The following is a 20,781-nucleotide window of genomic DNA, read 5'->3' on the forward strand; positions in this document are numbered from 1 at the left end:
TTGCCGTTAACACTTGAACCCCGTTTCAGAATCATTCATTTCGCAGTAACCGGTTGGCGCACGCGCTCGGTTTTCTGTCGCTGCGCGCCGTTCGGCAATACCCCGCAGTAAATCACGCGAATAAACGCCCCCAGGGGACGTTGGGCCGGAAAGCCCAGCGGTGGCGTTGCTTTGCCCAAAACCAGTCCAATCAGGAGCCGTACCGATGAATCGGATTTATCGCAAGGTCTGGAACAAAGCATTGGGTCAGTTGGTGGTGGCCTCGGAACTGGCTTCCTCCGACAGCAGCAGCGGTGGGGTCGTCGACCAGCGCCGCGGTGCGACACAGGCCACGCCCGCACTGCTGGCGGTGGCACTGGGCCTGGTATTGGGATTGGGCATGAGTGGCTCTGCCACCGCACAGTCGGTGCAGATCGGCGGTAGCGCCACCTGCGTGGCATTCAGCGGCAAGCTGCTCGAAAAGTGCCTGATCGAAGGCTCGGCCACGGCCAAGGGCAGCAATGCGGTGGCGATCGGCAGCAACAGCAGTGCCAGTGCGGCCAACAGCGTGGCGCTGGGCGCCGGCTCCAAAGCCACGCGTGCCAACACCGTCTCCGTCGGCGATGCCGGCAAGGAACGGCAGGTCACCAATGTCGCCGCAGGCACGCAGGCGACCGACGCAGTGAACAAGGCGCAGCTGGACGCGCAGGCGCGTGCCACGCAGGCCGCGCTGGCCGACGTTGCCGCCGACGGCAACCGCTACTTCAAGGCCGACGGCGCAGGCGATGACAGCGACGCGGCGAAGATCGAGGGCGAGGGCGCACTGGCCGCCGGTGCCGGTGCGCAGTCGCTGGCCAACGCCACCACTGCCATCGGTACCCAGGCCATTGCTGCAGGCATCGGCGCCAGCGCATTCGGCCAGGGCGCGCTAGCGATCGGCGATGCCAGCGTGGTGGTCGGGCAAAGCGCAGCAGCGTTCGGCCTTGGCGATACCGCCGTCGGTGCCAGCGCCTACGCCGCCAGCGAAAACGGTGCAGCAACGGCACTGGGTGCACTGTCCGAAGCCACCGCCGATGGCGCGACCGCCGTCGGTGGCGGTGCCGTAGCGATGGGCCCCGGCAGTACCGCATTGGGCCGCGGCGCCACGGCTGCCAACGAAGCCTCGATTGCAGTAGGTGCGTTCAGCACGGCCGTCGGTGAATACAGCACCGCGCTGGGCTCCAATTCGGCCGCGGTCGCTACCGGCAGCGTGGCGTTGGGCGCCGGTTCGCTGGCTGACCGTGTCGATACCGTGTCCGTCGGTGCCGCCGGATATGGCCTGACCCGCCAGATCACCAGCGTTGCCGCCGGCACCGAAGATACCGATGCGGTCAACGTTGGCCAGTTGAAGGATGTTGCCGCAGTGGCCGATGCCACCGCCAAGCGCTTCCAGGCCACCGGCAGCAGCAACAGCGATGCCGGTGCGCTGGCTGAAGGTGACGACGCGCTGGCCGCAGGCGAGGCCGCCAATGCCATCGGCACTGGCACCACGGCGGTCGGTGCCGGTGCCACTGCCGTTGCGCAGAACGCGACTGCGGTGGGCAACAACGCGTTGGCCTCGGGCCAGAACAGCGCAGCATTCGGCAACAACGCGCAGGCCAACGGACCGGGCAGCGTGGCCGTCGGTGGCGCTGCGGTGGATGCCAACGGCAACCCGCTGATCACCAGTGGTGGCGTGCCGGTGGTCACCGGCGCCATCAGTGCCGGCGTGGGTGGCACGGCCGTCGGCGCCAGTGCCGATGCCAGCGGTTTTGCCGCGTCGTCCTATGGCGTGGGGGCCTATGCGTCCGGCGCGCAGGCGTCGGCGTTCGGTGCGGTCTCCAATGCCATCGGTGATTACTCCACGGCATTGGGTACGCAGAGCAATGCCACGGGCACCAGCAGCGTCGCCATTGGTGGCCCGGCCGACCTGATTCCCGGCCTGGGCTTCTTCGTACAGACACAGGCCAGTGGTGGAGCCGCGACCGCGGTGGGTGCCGGCGCCATCGCCAGCGGCGACCGTGCCGTGGCCAACGGCAGCCTCAGCGAAGCCTCCGGCGCCGAAGCCACCGCGGTGGGCTACTTCGCCTATGCGCCGGGCGAGAACGCCAGCGCGCTTGGCGCGCAGACCTGGGCCAGTGGTGCGCAGAGCACCGCAGTGGGCTACTACGCTACGGCACGCGGCGCCAACAGCGTCGCGCTGGGCGCGAACTCCGAAGCGGTGCGTGCCAACAGCGTGGCCGTCGGCAGTGCCGGCAACGAGCGGCAGATCACCAGCGTTGCAGCCGGCAGTGAAGCCACCGATGCGGTGAACAAGGCGCAGCTGGATGCGGTGGCCAGCACTGCCGACAGCACCGCGCGCTTCTTCCAGGCACAGCCTGAAGCTGGCAGTGATGCCGGTGCGCTGGTGGAAGGCGAGGGTGCCATCGCGGCCGGTTCGTCGAGCAATGCGATCGGTGCCGGCGCGGTTGCACATGGCGCGGCCGCGTCGGCCATCGGCGATGACAGCGTGGCGGTGGGCCGCAACAGCACGGCCACCGGCAATGGCGGTGTCGCCATCGGTGGCCTGGGCCAGGCCTACGACGAGTTCAACCAACCCATCATCGGTGCAGATGGCAAGGCGCAGCAGGTGGGTACCACGGCCGTGGCCGATGCCACGGCGGTCGGCAGCGCTGCGCAGGCCAGCGGTGCAGCCAGCAGCGCCTTCGGCAATGCGGCCAAGGCCAGTGGTGACAACAGCTTCGCCGCCGGCGGCAAGTCGCGCGCCACCGGCGCGTATGCGGTGGCGGTGGGTGACAGTGCGTTTGCCAGCAGCGATGACAGTACCGCGGTGGGCGGCTACAGCTGGGCCACCGCCAGCGGCGCCAGCGCCTTTGGTTCCGGTGCGTGGGCGACCGCCACCAATGCCTCGGCGTTCGGCAACGCGGCGTGGGCCAGCGGCGCTGGCGCCACGTCGATCGGTTACAACAGCTGGGCCAACGGAACCAGCGCCACCGCAGTCGGCCGTGGTGCCTTCGGCTATGGCGACAACAGCGTGGCGCTGGGCTTCCAGGCGCTGGGCAACAGCATCAACAGCATCGCCATCGGCACCAACACGGTGGCCGGCGGCGAAAGTGCGATCGCGCTGGGTGCGGGCAGCAATGCCAGTGCCAGCAACGCCGTTGCACTCGGCGCAGGCTCGGTCGCCAACCGCGCACGCACGGTGTCGGTGGGCAGCAGTGGCAACGAGCGCCAGGTCACCAACGTCGCCGCCGGTACCCAGGCCACCGATGCGGTGAACAAGGCACAGCTGGACGCGGTGGCAAGCACCGCCACAACCACCAGCCGCTTCTTCCAGGCCAGCGGCAACGGCGACGATGTGGCGGGTGCGCTGGTGGAGGGCGACAACGCACTGGCCGCAGGTGATGCAGCCAACGCCATCGGCAATGGTGCCACCGCGCTTGGCAGCGGTGCCAATGCGCTGGCCGGCAACGCGCAGGCGATCGGCTTCAACGCGCTGGCGACCGCCGCCAATGCCAGTGCCGTAGGCGCCAATGCACAGGCCACCGGCGAATACGCCACCGCGCAGGGTGCGGAAAGCGAAGCCAGCGGTGAGCAGAGTGCAGCGTTCGGCGCGGCCAGCATCGCCAGCGGCGCAGGCAGCACCGCCAGCGGTGCCTTGTCCGAAGCCTCCGGCGAAGAAGCCGTAGCCGTGGGCTACTTCAGCAATGCCAGTGGCAGTGGTGCCACCGCGGTCGGCAGCGAGAGCGTGGCCAGCGGCACGGCTGCGGCAGCATTCGGTATCGGTGCCGAAGCCTCCGGTGGTTACAGCACCGCCATCGGCGGCTACGCACAGGCCTCGGCCTTCAATGCCACCGCCTTCGGCAACTTCGCCAACGCCTCGGGTTCCAACAGCGTGGCGCTGGGCGGTGATTCGCAAGCGTCCGGCGCCTACAGCACCGCCACCGGCCAGGGGAGCATGGCCACCGGCACCAACAGCGTCGCCGTCGGCGGCTCGCTGTTCGGCGTGCTGGCTACCGAAGCCTCGGGCAACTACTCCACGGCGGTGGGCGGTGGCGCCTGGTCGGGGGGCATCAACAGCACCGCGCTGGGCAACGCGGCGGAATCGCGCGCGGCCAACAGCGTGGCGCTCGGTGCGGATTCGATTGCGGACCGCGACAACACCGTATCGGTGGGCGGCGGCGGCAACACCCGCCAGATCACCAACGTGGCCGATGGCACGCAGGGCAACGATGCGGTCAACAAGAACCAGCTCGATGCCGTAGCCGCCGCTGCGGAGAAGACCAGCAGGCAGTTCCAGGCCAGTGGCAATGCCGATGGTGAAACCGGCGCGCTGGTGGAGGGTGACAATGCGCTGGCAGCAGGTGATGCGGCCAACGCGATCGGCAACGGTGCCACTGCGCTCGGCAGTGGTGCCAATGCGCTGGCCGCCAACGCCACCGCCGTCGGCATCGATGCGCTGGCGACCGGCACCAACGCGGCGGCACTGGGCAACACCGCACAGGCCACCGGCGAGGACAGCCTGGCCCTGGGCAGCGGCGCCAGCGCCAGCGAAGTGGGGACAAGCGCGGCGGGCGCGCGTGCACAGGCAAGCGGTGTCTACAGCACCGCCAACGGTACCGAATCCAACGCCAGTGGCGCACAGTCCCTTGCCAGCGGCTTCCGCAGTGCGGCCTCCGCCGATGGCACCACAGCGGTGGGTGGCTATGCCGAAGCAACCGGTCGCCTTGGCACCGCACTCGGCTACGGCTCGGCTGCCAGCGGTGCCAACACCACGGCGGTGGGCTTCGGGGCCGCGGCGGCGGGCACCGGCGCGGTTGCGGTGGGTCAGTCGAGTGAAGCCAGCGGTGCGGAAAGCGTGGCGATCGGCGGCAGCACCTTCTTCGGCCTGATTCCGTCGCGCGCCAGTGGCACCGGTGCGGCAGCATTCGGTGCCGGTGCATGGGCCACCGAGGATTACGCTACCGCCATCGGCTGGAATGCCTGGTCGGCAGGCGCCAACGCCACGGCGCTCGGTGCCAATGCCACCGCCAATGGCAGCAACAGCGTTGCGCTCGGTGCCGGTTCCAAGGCTGACCGTGACAACACGGTGGCCGTTGGCAAGGCCGGCAGCGAACGCCAGGTCACCCACGTTGCAGCCGGTACCGAAGCCACCGATGCGGTGAACAAGGGCCAGCTCGACGCCGTTGCCAGCGTGGCCGACAAGACCAGCCGCCAGTTCCAGGCCAGCGGCAATGCCGATGGCGAGGCCGGTGCACTGGTCGATGGTGAAAATGCGCTGGCGGCAGGCAATGCGGCCAATGCGATCGGCAACGGTGCGACTGCGCTGGGCAGCGGCGCCAACGCCATGGCCGCCAACGCCACCGCGGTCGGCTTCGATGCACTGGCCACCGGCAACAACGCTGCCGCACTGGGCAATGCTGCGCAGGCCAGCGGTGTCGACAGCGTTGCGCTGGGCAGCGGCGCCAGCGCCAGCGAAACCGGCGCCAGCGCCACTGGCGCCGGGGCCCAGGCCAAGGGGCCCTACAGCACGGCCAACGGTGCGCAGTCCACGGCTACCGGCACGCAGTCGCAGGCCAGTGGTTTCCGCGCCAGTGCCTCGGCCGATGGCGCTTCGGCGCTGGGCAGCTATGCCGAAGCCAGCGGCCGCCTGGGTACTGCGGTCGGTTACGGCAGCAAGGCCACCGGTTTGAATGCCACGGCGGTGGGTGTCAGTGCCAACGCTTCGGCTGCCGGCAGTGTCGCACTGGGTGGAGGCTCGGTGGCCGATCGTGCCAATACCGTGTCCGTCGGCAGTGCCGTCAACAACCGGCAGGTCACCAATGTCGCCAACGGTACCGAAATCAATGACGCAGTGAATCGCGGGCAGCTGGACGCCGTTGCGTTCACCGCCAACACCACCAACCGATATTTCCGCGCCAATGGCACGGGAACCGCGAACGCCATCGGTACCGATTCGGTAGCGATGGGCTCGGTGGCCAATGCGGCGGGCGCACGCAGCATCGCGCTGGGTGCCAATGCCACGGTGTCTGCCTCCGGTGCACTGGCCGTTGGCGCCGGTGCGGGAGCGGTCGGCGTCAACTCGGTTGCAATCGGTGCTGGAGCGCGTGCGCTGGATGCCAATGTTGTGTCGGTGGGCAGTGGCAACCCCACCGATGGCCCGGCCACCCGGCGCATCGTCAACGTGGCCGATGGCCGCATCGCTGCCGGCAGCAGTGACGCAGTGACCGGCTCCCAGCTCAATGTCACCAACCAGCGCGTGGGCGCAGTGGAAACCCGCGTCGGTGATTTCGATTCGCGCATCGCCACGGTGGAGACCACGGCGGCCAGTGCGGTCGGCTACGACGACGCCAGCCGTGACCGCCTGACCCTGTCCGGCTTCCAGGGCACCACCATAGACAACGTCGGTGCCGGCAGCATCGCCGCCGGCAGCCGCCAGGCGATCAATGGCGGCCAGCTGTTCCAGTCGCTCAGCGATGCCGCCAGCTTCCTCGGCGGCGGTGCCAGCGTCGGCATGCAGGGCGTATTCGTGGCACCGAACTATGTGATCCAGGGCGCCACCTACAGCAACGTCGGCGATGCATTGGGTGCGCTGGACCGCAAGGTCAGTGAGATTGACCGCCGTACTGCAGGTGGCACGCGTGCAGGTGCTGCCAGCCTGCGCGCAATGAGTGCCTCCCTGGATGAAAGCGCACTGGCCAGCGTTGCCGAAGCACCGGCTGCGGCCGATGCAGCACCGGCCAGCAGCGCACGCGTGCAGGGCACGCCGACCGCTGCTGCGGCGGGCGCGGGCATCCCGGTGGGCACCCCGGCATCGGGCCTCAACGCGGTCGCCATGGGCGACGGCGCAGTGGCCAGCGGCGCCTCGTCCACCGCCATCGGCCAGGGTGCCAATGCCACCGCTGCGAACGCGGTGGCGCTGGGCCAGGGCTCGGTCGCTGATCGTGCCAACACGGTCTCGGTGGGCAGCGAAGGCAACGAACGCCAGGTCACCAACGTGGCAGCCGGTACCACCGCCACCGATGCGGTCAACAAGGGCCAGCTTGATCGTGGCATGGCTACCGCCAACAGCTACACCGACAGCCGCGTCCAGGCCGTCGCCGACAGCTTCGATGTGTTCAAGGGCGAGATCGACGGACGCCTGCGCCACATGGATCGCCGCATCGACCGCCAGGGCGCGATGAGCGCGGCGATGCTCAACATGGCCACCAGTGCTGCCGGCATCCGTACCCAGAACCGGGTCGGCGTCGGCATCGGCTTCCAGGGCGGTGAATCGGCACTGTCGCTGGGTTACCAGCGCGCGATCAGCGATCGCGCCACGGTGACGTTCGGCGGCGCCTTCAGCAGCGACGACAGCTCGGTCGGCGTCGGTGCCGGCTTCGGCTGGTAAGCCACTCCATCGCGCCGGCGGCCACCCACGCCGGCGCAGCACCTGCAACGAGGGCCTGGGGGGAGGTCACGGCAATCCCGGCTGGGCCGGCCGGGAGTCGTCAAGGAATGATGGCCGCAGTGTTGGTTCGATCCATGACCCAGAAGAGGAATTCGACGTGATCAAGAAGCAGAACCTTCGCATCAATGTGTTGGCAGCCGCCGTGCTGTCGCTGACCGGTGTTGGCCTGGCACAGGCCGCCGACCTGAAAGCAAATGCGCCGTTGTCCGGCCCGAAGACGCAGCAGGTGGATGGCATCATCGTGAAGTACCGCGCTGGCAGCGCCGCAGCTGCCGATGCGAACGCCAAGCTGGCCGTGGTCAACTCGGCCATCGCCCGCGCCGTGCCGGCAGGTACCAACGCGGCTGCGCGCAGTGCCGCGCTGCGCCCGCAGGTGGCCCGCAAGCTGGGCATCGGTGCCGATCTGATCCGCCTGCAGGGAGGGATCGCGCGCGCCGAACTGGACAAGGTGCTGGGCGAACTGAAGGCTGACCCGACCGTCGAATATGCGGTGGCCGACGCCATCATGTATCCGATCGATGCCGCGTCGTCGCCGCGTGCGGACGCCGTCGCGAAGTCCGATGCGTCGCCCAGCTTCGTGCCCAACGATCCGTACTACCAGAGCCACAACTGGCACTTCCACAACCCGGTCGGTGGCGTGAACGCACCGGCCGCATGGGACGTCTCGCAGGGCGAGGGCATCGTGGTGGCCGTGCTCGATACCGGCATCCTGCCCGAGCACCCGGATTTCGCCGCCGGCACCCTGCTGGAGGGCTACGACTTCATCAGCCAGGCCAGCCGCTCGCGTCGTGCCGCCGATGGCCGCGTGCCGGGTGCACTCGACTACGGTGACTGGATGCCCACCGCCAATGCCTGCTACGACGGCTCGCCGGTACGCGACAGCAGCTGGCACGGTACCCATGTGACCGGCACCATCGCCGAGGCCACCAACAACGGCCTGCATACCGCCGGCCTGGCCTACAAGGCCAAGGTGTTGCCGGTGCGCGTGCTCGGCTACTGCGGTGGCACCCTGTCGGACATCACCGACGCCATCACCTGGGCCTCGGGCGGTACCGTGGCCGGCATCCCTGCCAACCAGAATCCGGCCGAGATCATCAACATGAGCCTGGGCGGCTCCGGCAGCTGCGATCCGGCCTACCAGGCGGCCATCACCGGTGCCACCAACCGCGGTACCCTGGTGGTGGTGGCAGCCGGCAACGACTCGATGAATGTCGCCAACGCCCGCCCGGCCAACTGCGATGGCGTGGTCTCGGTCGGCGCGACCGGCATCACCGGCGCCATGGCCTACTACTCCAACTTCGGTACCCGCATCGATCTGTCCGGCCCGGGCGGTGGCGTCACCGACGGCAATCCGAACGGCTATGTCTGGCAGGCGGTGTCCAGCAGCAAGACGTCGCCGCCGGCAGCCGGTTCCACCGAGGGTTACACCCTTGGCGGCAAGGCTGGCACGTCGATGGCGGCACCGCATGTGGCTGCCGTCGCCGCACTGGTGCAGAGCGCGCTGATCGCCGCCAACCGCGACCCGCTCGCGCCGGCGGGCATGCGTACCCTGCTGAAGGAAACGGCACGTCCGTTCCCGGTCAGCATTCCGTCCGCCACCCCGATCGGTACCGGCATCGTCGATGCCAAGGCCGCGCTGGACAAGGCCCTGGAAGAGCCGTGCACCGAGAACTGCGGGCCGGTGGCCAAGCCGCTGACCAACAAGGTGGCCATCGGCGGGTTGAGTGGTGCCGCCGGCAGCAGCGTGCTTTACAGCTTCGAAGCCGCGGCAGGCAAGCTGCTCAGCGTCATCACCTATGGTGGCACCGGCAACGTGTCGGTCTACCTGGCCAAGGGCCGCGAGCCGAGTGCCACCGACAACGATGCGCGCTCGACCCGTCCGGGCACCTCGGAAACGGTGCGGGTGACGGCACCGACTGCCGGCACCTACTACATCAAGGTGGTGGGCGAGGCGGCTTACAGCGGTGTGAGCATTCTCGCCACGCAGTAAGCGCGCAATGCGGTAGTTGAATGGCCGAAGCCCGTCACCCGCATGTGACGGGCTTCGTCTTTTTACGAAAGCGGGCGGCGGGGCGACGGAAATCACGACGTAACTGCTAAAGTCGAGCCGATTGACAGGAGAGTCACGTGAACGCCCTTGCTGCAACCGCTGCCGACGACGCCGAAGGCCGCATCCTGGATGCGTTGTTGGCGCGTGGCCGCCTCAAGGAGAGCGATCTTGCACGGGCACGGCCGCTGCACGCGGAGGCCGGCGGCAGCCTGCTTGGCCTGCTGGTGCGGCTGGGGCTGGTGTCCGAACGTGACCAGGCGCAGGCCAGCGCCGAGGTGCTGGGCCTGCCGCTGCTGGATGGCAAGCAGCTGCCGGATTCACCGCCCCAGGGTCTGGCCGAGGGCCTGCCGCTGTCCCTGCGTTTCCTCAAACAGTTCCATGTATGCCCGCTGGCGCTGGATGAACAGGGTGTACGGCTGTGGCTGGCCGATGCCCACGATCCCTATCCGCAGCAGGCTGTGCAGCTGGCACTTGGCGTACCGGTGACCCCGGTGCTGGGCATGCGTGCGGAGATCGATGATCTGGTCGAGCGCTGGTTCGGCCAGGGCCGCAGCGCGATGGGCGCGATTGTTGAAACCGCAGACGGCGAGGGCGGCGCGGTCGACGATATCGAGCACCTGCGCGACCTGGCCTCGGAAGCGCCGGTGATCCGCCTGGTCAACCTGGTGATCCAGCGTGCGGTGGAACTGCGCGCTTCGGACATCCATGTCGAACCGTTCGAGAGCCGGTTGAAGGTGCGTTACCGTGTCGATGGCGTACTGGTGGAGGGCGAAAGCCCGCCGGCCAACCTCACCGCAGCGGTGATCAGCCGCATCAAGATCATGGCCCGCCTCAACATCGCCGAGCGCCGCCTGCCGCAGGACGGCCGCATCATGCTGCGCGTGCAGGGCAAGGAGCTGGACCTGCGCGTAAGCACGGTGCCGACCGCGCACGGCGAAAGCGTGGTGATGCGCCTGCTCGACCGCGAAACGGTGGTGTTCGATTTCCATCGTCTCGGCTTTACCGATGCGTTCCTGCCGCAGTTCCGCAAAGTGCTGGAACAACCGCACGGCATCCTGCTGGTCACAGGCCCGACCGGTTCGGGCAAGACCACCACGCTGTACACCGCGCTGAGCCAGCTCAACACCGCCGACGTCAAGATCATCACGGTGGAAGATCCGGTCGAGTACCAGATCGAGGGCATCAACCAGATCCAGGCCAAGCCGCAGATCGGCCTGGACTTCGCCAACGCACTGCGCAGCATCGTGCGCCAGGACCCGGACATCATCATGATCGGCGAAATGCGCGACCTGGAAACCGCGCGCATCGCGATCCAGTCGGCGCTGACCGGCCACCTGGTGCTGTCCACCCTGCACACCAACAATGCGGCCGGCGGCATCACCCGCCTGCTCGACATGGGCGTGGAGGACTATCTCCTCACGTCCACCATCAACGGCATCCTGGCCCAGCGCCTGGTGCGTCGGCTGGAGCCGACCCACGCCGAGCGCTATGAAGCCTCGCCGGAGGAGATCGAGCGTTTCGAGCTGCGCCGCCTGCAGCCGGAAGGGCCGATCCATCTATACCGCCCGAAGCCTTCGGCACTGGCGCCGACTGGTTACCTGGGCCGCACCACCATCATGGAATTCCTGGTGATGAACGACGCGCTGCGGCGTGCGGTGATGCGCCGCGATGGCATGGGCGAGATCGAACGCATCGCCCGTGAAGCCGGCATGCGCACCATGTACGAGGATGGCCTGGCCAAAGCACTCCGCGGCCAGACCACCATCGAGGAAGTGCTGCGCGTGACCGAGGAAAGCTGATGCGCGCAGGACGCCGGGGCTGACATGCCGAACTACCGCTACAAAGCGCTCAATTCGCACGGCGAGATATTCGACGGGCAGATGGAAGCCGCCAGCGAGGCCGAACTGGTCGCGCGCCTGCAGGATCAGGGCCATCTGCCGATGGAGACCCAGCTGGCAGATGGCGGCGTGGTCGGCGGCAGCAGCTGGCGCACGCTGCTGCGCCAGCGCCCGTTGCAGGGCGCGGCGCTGCTGCAGTTCACCCAGCAGCTGGCGACCCTGCTTGGTGCGGGCCAGCCGCTGGACCGTGCACTGTCGATCCTGCTCGGGCTTCCGGAAGACGAACGCTCGCGGCGTGCGATCACCGACATCCGCGACGTGGTGCGCGGCGGTGCGCCGCTGTCGACCGCGCTGGAGCGCCAGCACGGCCTGTTCTCGCGCCTGTACGTGAACATGGTGCGTGCCGGCGAGGCGGGTGGCAGCCTGCACGAGACCCTGCAGCGGCTGGCCGACTACCTCGAACGCAGCCGCGCGCTGCAGGGCAAGGTGATCAACGCACTGGTCTATCCGGCCATCCTGCTGGTGGTGGTGGGCGGTGCGCTGCTGTTCCTGCTCGGTTACGTGGTGCCACAGTTCGCGCAGATGTACGAAAGCCTGGACGTGGCGCTGCCGTGGTTCACCAATGCGGTGCTGCAGCTGGGCCTGTTCGTGCGCGACTGGTGGGTGCTGCTGCTGGTGGTGCCCGCACTGCTGGCATTGTTCTTCGAACGCAAGGTACGGCAACCGGCGTTCCGGCTGGCGCTGGATGGATGGCTGCTGCAGCGTCGCGGCATCGGCCGCCTGCTGGGCGAACTGGAAACCGCGCGGCTGGCGCGCACGCTGGGCACCCTGCTGCGCAATGGCGTGCCGCTGCTCGGGGCGCTGGGCATCGCACGCAACGTGCTGGGCAACCGCGCGCTGGCCGCTGATGTGGAAGCGGCCGCCGACGAAGTGAAGAACGGTGCCGGCCTGTCGCTGGCACTGTCACGCGGCAAGCGTTTCCCACGCCTGGCCCTGCAGATGATCCAGGTCGGCGAGGAATCCGGTGCCCTCGATACCATGCTGCTGAAAGCTGCCGACACGTTTGAACAGGACAGCGCCCGTCGCATCGACCGCCTGTTGGCCGCGATGGTACCAGCGATCACCCTGGTGCTGGCCTCGGTGGTCGGTGCGGTGATCGTCGCCGTGCTGGTGCCGTTGTACGACCTGACCAATGCCATCGGCTGATGATGGCTCCCTACGCAACCCCGACACTCCGCAACTGAAAGGACCGACCATGATTGCTTCCCGTCGACCGATCCGCCTTTCCTTCACTGCCGCGCGCAACCAGTCGGGCATGAGCCTGCTGGAGATCATCATCGTCATCGTGCTGATCGGCGCGGTGCTGACCCTGGTCGCCAGCCGCGTGCTGGGCGGTGCCGATCGTGGCAAGGCGAACATCGCCAAGGCCCAGGTGCAGACCGTTGCCTCCAAGGTCGACAACTACCAGATCGATACCGGCAAGCTGCCTGGCTCGCTCAACGATCTGGTGACCGCACCGGCAGGTGTCGGCGGCTGGCTGGGCCCGTACGCCAAGCCGGCCGACCTGAATGACCCGTGGGGCCACGCGCTGGAGTACCGCGCGCCGGGCGAAGGCCAGCCGTATGAACTGATCAGCCTGGGCAAGGACGGCAAGGCCGGCGGCAGCAGCGTCGACGCTGACATCCGCTACCAGCCGTAACCGGGCATGACGCATTTCCTGCCGCGCCGGCTGCCTCGCCCGCGCCTGCACGGCAGGCGCGCAGCGGGCCTGTCGCTGCTGGAAATGCTGCTGGTGATCGCGCTGATCGCCGCGATCGGCCTGATCACCGCTGCGGGTCTGTCGCGCGGCTTTGCCGGCATGCAGCTGCGCAGCGCCGGCAAGGACATCGCCAACCAGCTGCGCATGGTGCGCGCCCAGGCCATCGCGCGCGGTGAGCCGCAGCGCTTCGTGATCGAACCGGCGCGTCGCCGTTGGCAGGGGGCCAACCAGCGGCAGGGCGATGTGCCGACGCAGCTGCAGGTGCAGTTCGAAGGTGCCGCGCAGCTGGCCACCGCGCCGGGGCAGGGCGTGATCGAGTTCCATCCCGATGGTGGCTCCAGTGGTGGCCACATCCGCCTGCAACGTGAGGGCGCCGAATGGCGCATCGATGTCGGCTGGCTGACCGGCGAGGTCCGCTCCGGCCCGTGGCAGGCGCCATGAAGCGGCAGGCGCGTGGTTTCACGTTGCTGGAAGTGATCATCGCCTTCGCCTTGCTGGGCCTGGCGCTGACGCTGCTGCTGGGCAGCCTGTCAGGTGGCGCGAAACAGGTCCGGGAGGCCGAGCTGCGCACGCGTGCGGTGCTGCATGCGCAGTCATTGCTGGCCGAAGCTGGTGTCGCCGCGCCATTGCAGGTGGGCAGCCAGCAGGGCGACTGGGAACAGGGCCGATACCATTGGGAGCTGCAGGTACAGCCATGGGTCGAGCCGCGTGCCGCCAAGGCGGTACAGGCACAGGCGCAATCGCCGGGGGCTCCCTGGCTGGCCGAGCTGCAGCTTCAGGTGCGCTGGGGCGAAGGCGAACGCGAACAACTGCGCTGGCGCAGCCTGCGCCTGCTGCCGCCGGACCTGGAGAGCGCGCGATGAAGCGACGCGCCGCAGGATTTACCCTGGTGGAAGTGATGTTGGCCACGGTGCTGTTGGCCGGTGGCCTGGCGTTGGCCTTTGCCAGCGTGCGCTCGGCGATGGCGGTGAGCCAGCGTGGCGAGCAGATTGCCGCCGAGAGCGAACGCATGCGTGCGGTCGAGGCTCTGCTGCGGCGGCAGCTGGCCGGTGCGCTGCGCACGCCGCTGGAAGTGCCCGATCCCACCCGCGAACCGATCTTCTTCCAGGGCGAAGAGCAACGCATGCTGTTCGCGGCCGATCTACCGGGCTATCTGGGCCGTGGCGGTGCCTACCTGCACGCACTGCAGGTGGATGGCCGCAGCGGCCAGCAACGCCTCCTGCTCGACCTGGTGCTGCTGCAGGAGGGCGAGCGCATCGCCGAAACTCCGCCGCGCCCACCGGAGGTGCTGGTGGAGAACCTCAAGTCGGTGCAACTACGCTATCGCGGCATCGATGCCAGCACCGGGCAGGTGACTGATTGGACGCCGCGCTGGGATGACACCCGGCGCCTGCCGATGCTGGTGGAGATCCAGATCGTGCCCGCCAAGGGCGCTCCCTGGCCTGCACTGGTGGTCGCTCCGCGCGCGGGCGGCAGTGGAGGAGCGCGATGAGCCGGGCGCACGGCGCGGCGCTGGTACTGGTCCTGTGGCTGATCGCCCTGATGACGGCGCTGGTGGGCGCGTTCGCGTTGAGCGCGCGGGTCGAGCACCTGCAGCAGCGGGTGCTGGATGATGATGCGCGAGGCCAGGAGCGTGCACGGGCGGGACTTGAGTACGCGCTGACGCGCCTGTCCGCCGATCCGCAGCGGGCGCCCTGGCGCGCCGATGGCCGTGTCTATCGCTGGCAGTTCGATGACGCCAGCATCGAGATCAAGGTGCTGGACGAGAACGGCAAGATCAACCTGAACCTGGCCGACGTGGCTCTGCTGAGCGCCTTCCTCAAGGCGCTGGGTGAAGACGAAGCGCAGGCCCGCCAGCTGGCCGGCGCGATCGTCGACTGGCGCGACGAGGACAGCCTGCTGCAGCCCGGCGGCGGTGCCGAAGCGCCCGACTATGCCGCGGCAGGCCTGCCCTATGGCCCCCGCAACAAGCGTTTCGAGACGCTGGGCGAGCTGCAGCGGGTACTCGGCATGCGCGGCCCGCTGTACCAGGCCATGCTGCCGCACCTGACCCTGTACAGCCGCCAGGCGCGCCCGGATCCCCAGTTTGCCAGCGCGCCGGTGCTGACCGCACTGGGCCTGGATGCGGATACCGTGCTGGCGCAGCGCGCACAGCAGGAGCGTGACGCAGATACCGCTGGCGGTGCGACAACGCTTGCCAGCAGCAGCGGCACCTATAGTATCGAGTCTCGTGCAACCGACGGCAGTGGACGCCGGTCGGTGTTGCAGGCAGTGGTACGCAATGGCTCGGGCGGGGTTCCCGGGCGGTCCTACACAGTGCTTCGCTGGGAGCAGGGAATGACAGCAAGATGACGGCATGGCAGGACAGTGTGCGGCAGGTACAGGGCCGGATCGGCCCTGGCGCCGGCCGTTTCCTGCGCTGGTGGCGGCAATCGCTGCTGGCCTGGGTGCCGGCACGTTGGCAGTGGGCACTGGGCTGGGCACAGGCGCGCCTGCTGCTGCAGCGCGAAGGCGACCACCTTCAGGTCTGGCGTGAGGCGGGGGAGCGCCGCGAACCGGTCGTACGGCTGCCGTGGCCGCTGTCCCCGGCCGAACTGGATCGCGTGCTGGAAGCCCGCCTGCGCAGCTTGCCGCGGGTGTGGCTGCTGCCGGCAAGCGATGTGCTGCGCCGGCAGCTGCGCCTGCCGGCGGCGGCGGCGGACCGTCTGCGTGCGGTGGTCGGTTTCGAGATCGACCGGCAGACGCCTTTCGAATCCAGCCAGGTCAGCTATGACGTGCGTGAACGTGGCGCGGCGGGCGAGGGCCAGCTGCAGGTCGAACTGGTGGCCTGGCCGTTGCGGCAGCTCGAGGCTTGGCGCAGCAACGTGGGCCAATGGGCCGATGCACTGTCCGGTGTCGATGCCATTGATGCGCAGGGCAACATTCTGCAGGTGAACCTGCTGCCGCCCGCGCAGCGTCAGCTGCAGGCCGACCCGATGCGGCGCTGGAACCTTCTGCTGGCCGTGGCCGCGGTGGTGATGCTGGTGCTGTCTGGCCTGCAGGTGCTGGACAATCGCCGCGCGGCAGCCGACGAACTGCGTGCCCAGATGGAGCGCAGCGCGCGCAGTGCGCGTGGCGTGGCCAGCGAACGTGCCCAGCTGCAGGCGCTGATCGACGGTGCCGCGTTCCTTGAAAAGCAGCGCGGCCAGCGCGCGGGTACGGTGGAGATCTGGAACGAACTGACCCGGCGCCTGCCGGAGGGAACGTACCTGGAAAAACTGGCCATCGAGAACAACAACCTGCAGCTGATCGGCCTGAGCCGCGAGGCCTCGCAGCTGGTGCAGCTGCTGCAGGATGCGCCGCAGTGGCGCAAGGTCAACCTGACCGGCGTACTGCAGGCCGATGGCGCCGCCAGTGGCCGCGACCGCTTCACCATGACCGCTGAACTGCAGCCGTTGCCGGCGGCAGCCCCGAACCGGGAGGCGGCCGATGCCGATGCCAAGCGCACGCCGTGACCGCTGGCTGGCACTGGCACTGTTGCTGGCAGTGCTGGGCCTGGCCTACCTGCTGCTGGTGCACCCCTGGTTCACCCAGCCGCTGCGCGAAATCGATGCTGATGTCGCCGCCCTGCGCGAGCGCGAGCAGCGCGTGCAGGCGCAGCTGCAGCAGCAGCCGCAGATCGAACAGCGCCTGCGTGCCACCCGCGAGGCACTGCAGCAGCGGCCGGGCTTCCTGCGCGAGGCCACCGCCGAGGCTGCAGCCGCTGCGCTCGGCGCGAAGCTGCAGGATGCGGTGGCGATGGCCAGCCCGGGCAACCGCAGCTGCACCATCAGCAACCGCACGCCGCTCACCGACAACCGCCGCGACGCCGAGTTCGTGCGCGTCGCCATGCAGGTGCGCCTGCGCTGTGGCGTGGCCGAACTGGCCACGGTGCTGCACAGCCTGGAGACCGGCAGCCCGCGCCTGTTCGTCGACAACCTCAACCTGATCGCGCAGCGCTTCCAGCAGTCGCCGAATGAATCCGGGCTTGGCCTGGATGTGTCATTCGAACTGGCCGGTTACCTGCTGCCCGGTGCAGCAGCCGATGGCAGTGCGCCGACGCCTGCCGCCGAACCGGTGTCCGCGCCGCAGCCGCCTTCAGCGCCACCCGCCCCCGCACCGGCGGCGCCGGTCGAGGGACAGGAGGTCGCTGATGAAACTTGAGCAGATCAGCCTGCGCACCGGTTTCCTGCTGGCCCTGGCCGGTTGGGCTGCGGCGGTCTGGCTGGCCACCGGCTTCGGTCTGGGTAGCCAGTTGCCAGGTGCGGATGGCGATGCCGATGCGGTGCCTTCGCTGCCGGTGCTGCCGCCGTTGGCCGCAGAACGCATGCCCAGCGCCGACAGCTACAGCGCGATCGGCGAGCGACCGCTTTTCGCCGAGGACCGCAGGCCGAAGCCCTACCTGCTCGGTGGCAGCGAGCCGGCCGCCAGCGCCGCGCTGCGCCTGACCGGCGTGCTGTTGACCGGCGACTTCGGCATGGCCACCTTCACCACCGAACAGAACCGTTCGCTGCGGCTGCGCCTCAACGGCGAAGCGGTGGACGGTTGGCAACTTGTGGGGCTTGCGCCGCGCCAGGCCACGGTGATCGGCCCAAGCGGCAGCCAGGTGCTGGAACTGGCCGTGTTCAATGGCCAGGGCGGCGAGCCGCCCACCGTACTGCGGGGTGCCAATGGCGCGCCGCCGGCGGGTGCGGTCGTTGTGCCACCGCCGGCGGGTGCACCGCCGATGCCATCCCCACCTCCGGCTGCTGCAACCGCAACCGCAACCGCGCAGCCGCAGCCCGCCAGCAGCGTGCCATCAGCCGCCGCCGCGGCACCTCCTGCCAACACCAATGGCCCCAGCGAAGCGCAGATGCAGGCCATCCGCGAACGCATCCAGGCCCGTCGCCGCCAGCTGCAGCAACAACAGCAGCAACAACCGTCGCCGCCCCCGGGCGATGGCACCAACCGATAGAGTGAATGCATGAGCCTGCGTTTTCTTCCCTGGTCCTTTGCCCTCGCGCTGCTGGTCGGCTGCAGCACCGTGTCCGCGCCGCATGTGCAGCGCAAGGGCAATCTGTCGCCCACTGCCGAGGCCGGCCAGGCAGCTGATGTCGCAGCAGATGCTGCCCGTGACGCCCAGGGCGCTCCGCAGGCGGTGATCCGCCGTGGCACCGGCACCATGATCAACCGCGAAGCCGCACGCGCACCGGCACCGGCGTTGCATGGCGCCAGCACCGGCGAGGCCACCTTCAACTTCGAAGGCGAATCGGTGCATGCGGTGGTCAAGGCCATCCTGGGTGACATGCTGGGCCAGAACTACGTGATCGCACCGGGTGTACAGGGCACGGTCACCCTGGCCACGCCCAAGCCGGTGTCGCCGGCACAGGCGTTGAACCTGCTGGAAATGGTGCTGGGCTGGAACAACGCCCGCATGGTCTACAGCGGTGGCCGCTACAACATCGTCGCTGCCGACCAGGCGCTGGCCGGTACGGTTGCGCCGAGCACGGCGCCTGCAGCCAGTGCGCGTGGCTTCGAGGTACGGGTGATCCCGCTGCAGTTCATCTCCGCCACCGAGATGAAGAAGGTGCTGGAGCCGTATGCGCGGCCTAATGCCATCGTCAACGTCGACAGCGGCCGCAACGTGATCACCCTCGGTGGCACCCGCGCCGAGCTGGAAAACTACATGCGCACCGTCGAGATCTTCGACGTTGACTGGCTCTCGGGCATGTCGGTGGGCGTGTTCCCGATCCAGTCGGGCAAGGCCGAGCAGGTCGCTGCCGATCTGGAGAAGGTGTTCGGCGAGGAGAGCAAGACCCCCAGCGCCGGCATGTTCCGTTTCCTGCCGCTGGAAAACGCCAACGCCGTGCTGGTGATCACCCCGCAGGTGCGTTACCTGGACCAGATCCAGCAGTGGCTGGACCGTATCGATACCGCCGGTGGCAGCGCCCGTCTGTTCTCCTACGAGCTGCGCTACATCAAGGCGCGCGACCTGGCCGAGCGGCTGAGTGAAGCCTTCGCCAGCAGCGGCAACCGCGGCGGCTCCAGCCCGGCATCGCTGGCACCCGGCGCGATTCCATCGCAGCTGGGCAGCGACGGCGAGCGCGGCATGGACAGCAACAACAGCAGCAGTTTCGGTTCGACCCCGGGCAGCGGTTCCAGCGGTGCCGGCAACGGCAGCATGAACCTGCCGCAGCGCCAGTCCGGCAACGTCAGCGTCAGCCTGGAAGTGGAAGGCGATCGCGTGGGCGTCTCGGCGGTGGAGGAGACCAATACCCTGCTGGTGCGTTCGAGCCCGCAGGCCTGGCGCTCGATCCGCGAGGTGATCGAGAAGCTGGACGTGATGCCGCTGCAGGTGCACATCGAAGCCCAGGTGGCCGAGGTGTCGCTGGATGGTGACCTGAAGTACGGCGTGAACTGGTTCTTCGACAATGCCGTGGCCGGGCGTGCCCTGACGGGAGCATTGGGCGGCGTGACCCTGCCGGCAGCAGCGGGTGGCTCCTGGAGCAGCTTCGCCGGTGCCGCAACCGGGGGCGAAGGCCTTGGCTGGGCATTCACCGGCCACAATGGTGCGGCGGTGGTGAGCGCGCTGGACAAGGTCACCGATGTACGCCTGCTGCAGACCCCCTCGGTGTTCGTGCGCAACAACGCCGAGGCCACGCTCAACGTGGGCGACAAGGTGCCGATCAACACCACCACGGTCAACACCGGTATCGGCACCGGCACCTACAGTTCGGTGCAGTACATCGACACCGGCGTGATCCTGAAGGTGCGCCCGCGCGTAACCCGCGATGGCACGGTGTTCCTCGATATCGTGCAGGAAGTGAGCAGCGCCTCGAACGTGCCCGACAACTGCAATCCGACCGAGCGCAACTGCAACCCGCGGATTTCCACCAAGAAGCTGTCGACCGAAGCGGCGGTGCAGAGCGGCGACACCATCATGCTGGCCGGCCTGATCACCGATTCGGCCACCGATGGCAGCAGCGGCATTCCCGGCCTGAGCCGGATTCCGGTGGTCGGCGCGCTGTTCGGGCAGAAGAGCCGCACCAGCCGCCGTTCGGAGGTGATCGTGCTGCTGACCCCGAGCATCGTGCGCAACGGGCAGGAAGCGCGGAATCTGACCGATGAGTACAGCCAGCGCTTCCGCGCGATGGAGCCGCTGAACCAGCCGCGCGCAAAGAAGTAAGGGGTTTGCGGCCGGGCTGCGCCCGGCACCCGCAGAGGCCGGAGCCAGAGCCAGAGCCGGAGCAACGGCAACAGCGGGTTTACTGAGGGGTGGCGGGGCTGTGTGGGTTGGCAGGACACGCCGTAAACCCGTCCCTGGGGGCTCGATGGCGCCATCCATGGCGCCAACGGTCCTGCCAACCCACACCGCCCCACCGTCTGACAGATCCCCGCGGCTGTTGGTAGGTGTCGACCTTGGTCGACACGATCCACGCCATGCGTGGATGACTCTCCATCGAAATCGAATATTTCGAAATCTGTGAGATCTGAGCCGAGCATGGCTCGGCTCTACAGAAGAGCAGGCAGATCGCGGAAAACTGTCGAAGGCGGGGTGGGTCCGGTTGCGGGGGCGTGAGCCGCATGGATGCGGCGACCGAGCTTACATGGGTGAGGGCGCTTTGCTTGCGAAGCACTGCTTCGCAAGCGCCCGAACGCACAGCCGCCAGCGGCTGGGCCGGGCCCCGGA

Annotated in this window: 13 protein-coding genes; all 13 read left to right on the plus strand. The window is 68.5% G+C overall.

Features of this window, described 5'->3' with window-relative positions; translation table 11 throughout:
- Window positions 1–205 precede the first annotated feature (205 nt).
- The 13 genes from AC5P60_RS10550 to gspD all read left to right on the plus strand — a co-directional run bounded on the left by AC5P60_RS10550 (window position 206) and on the right by gspD (window position 20,277).
- Window positions 206–7,387 (plus strand): ESPR-type extended signal peptide-containing protein, encoded by a 7,182-nt coding sequence (locus AC5P60_RS10550; protein WP_483693471.1) that lies wholly within the window; start codon window positions 206–208, stop codon window positions 7,385–7,387.
- Window positions 7,388–7,544: 157 nt separating this feature from the next.
- Window positions 7,545–9,437, plus strand: a complete 1,893-nt coding sequence (locus AC5P60_RS10555; RefSeq protein WP_483693472.1) for a S8 family serine peptidase — start codon at window positions 7,545–7,547, stop codon at window positions 9,435–9,437.
- Between the two features lie 137 nt (window positions 9,438–9,574).
- Window positions 9,575–11,296, plus strand: coding sequence for a type II secretion system ATPase GspE (gene gspE, locus AC5P60_RS10560; protein WP_483693473.1), 1,722 nt, complete (start codon window positions 9,575–9,577; stop codon window positions 11,294–11,296).
- A 24-nt stretch (window positions 11,297–11,320) separates the two neighbouring features.
- Window positions 11,321–12,541 (plus strand): type II secretion system protein XpsF, encoded by a 1,221-nt coding sequence (xpsF, locus tag AC5P60_RS10565; RefSeq protein ID WP_005408025.1) that lies wholly within the window; start codon window positions 11,321–11,323, stop codon window positions 12,539–12,541.
- 49 nt (window positions 12,542–12,590) lie between these two features.
- Window positions 12,591–13,034, plus strand: coding sequence for a type II secretion system major pseudopilin GspG (gene gspG / locus AC5P60_RS10570; RefSeq protein ID WP_004142831.1), 444 nt, complete (start codon window positions 12,591–12,593; stop codon window positions 13,032–13,034).
- 6 nt (window positions 13,035–13,040) lie between these two features.
- The gene (gene xpsH, locus AC5P60_RS10575) at window positions 13,041–13,535 is read left to right on the plus strand and encodes a type II secretion system protein XpsH (RefSeq protein ID WP_049432185.1); all 495 of its coding nucleotides are present in this window, start codon (window positions 13,041–13,043) and stop codon (window positions 13,533–13,535) included.
- A complete protein-coding gene (gene xpsI / locus AC5P60_RS10580; RefSeq protein WP_164208900.1) occupies window positions 13,532–13,957 on the plus strand; it encodes a type II secretion system protein XpsI in 426 nt (141 codons plus the stop codon). Before xpsH ends, xpsI begins: the two co-directional genes overlap by 4 nt.
- Window positions 13,954–14,586: a type II secretion system protein J gene (locus AC5P60_RS10585; RefSeq protein ID WP_005412204.1), complete on the plus strand. Its 633-nt coding sequence runs from the start codon at window positions 13,954–13,956 to the stop codon at window positions 14,584–14,586. The genes xpsI and AC5P60_RS10585 overlap by 4 nt, the downstream gene beginning before the upstream one ends.
- On the plus strand, window positions 14,583–15,446 hold the full coding sequence (locus AC5P60_RS10590; RefSeq protein ID WP_005408029.1) for a type II secretion system minor pseudopilin: 864 nt from the start codon (window positions 14,583–14,585) through the stop codon (window positions 15,444–15,446). The genes AC5P60_RS10585 and AC5P60_RS10590 overlap by 4 nt, the downstream gene beginning before the upstream one ends.
- Window positions 15,443–16,588 carry a PilN domain-containing protein gene (locus tag AC5P60_RS10595; RefSeq protein ID WP_483693474.1) on the plus strand — a complete coding sequence of 382 codons (1,146 nt, stop codon included), beginning with the start codon at window positions 15,443–15,445 and terminating at the stop codon, window positions 16,586–16,588. Before AC5P60_RS10590 ends, AC5P60_RS10595 begins: the two co-directional genes overlap by 4 nt.
- Entirely contained in the window at window positions 16,563–17,276 is a 714-nt protein-coding gene (gspM, locus tag AC5P60_RS10600; RefSeq protein ID WP_005408031.1) for a type II secretion system protein GspM, read from the plus strand. The genes AC5P60_RS10595 and gspM overlap by 26 nt, the downstream gene beginning before the upstream one ends.
- On the plus strand, window positions 17,266–18,066 hold the full coding sequence (locus AC5P60_RS10605; RefSeq protein ID WP_033834383.1) for a type II secretion system protein, XpsN-like: 801 nt from the start codon (window positions 17,266–17,268) through the stop codon (window positions 18,064–18,066). The genes gspM and AC5P60_RS10605 overlap by 11 nt, the downstream gene beginning before the upstream one ends.
- Before the next feature lie 9 nt (window positions 18,067–18,075).
- Window positions 18,076–20,277, plus strand: coding sequence for a type II secretion system secretin GspD (gspD, locus tag AC5P60_RS10610; protein ID WP_033834384.1), 2,202 nt, complete (start codon window positions 18,076–18,078; stop codon window positions 20,275–20,277).
- Window positions 20,278–20,781: the final 504 nt, after the last annotated feature.

It is taken from the genome of Stenotrophomonas sp. YJH_SMC_120 (assembly GCF_059368675.1).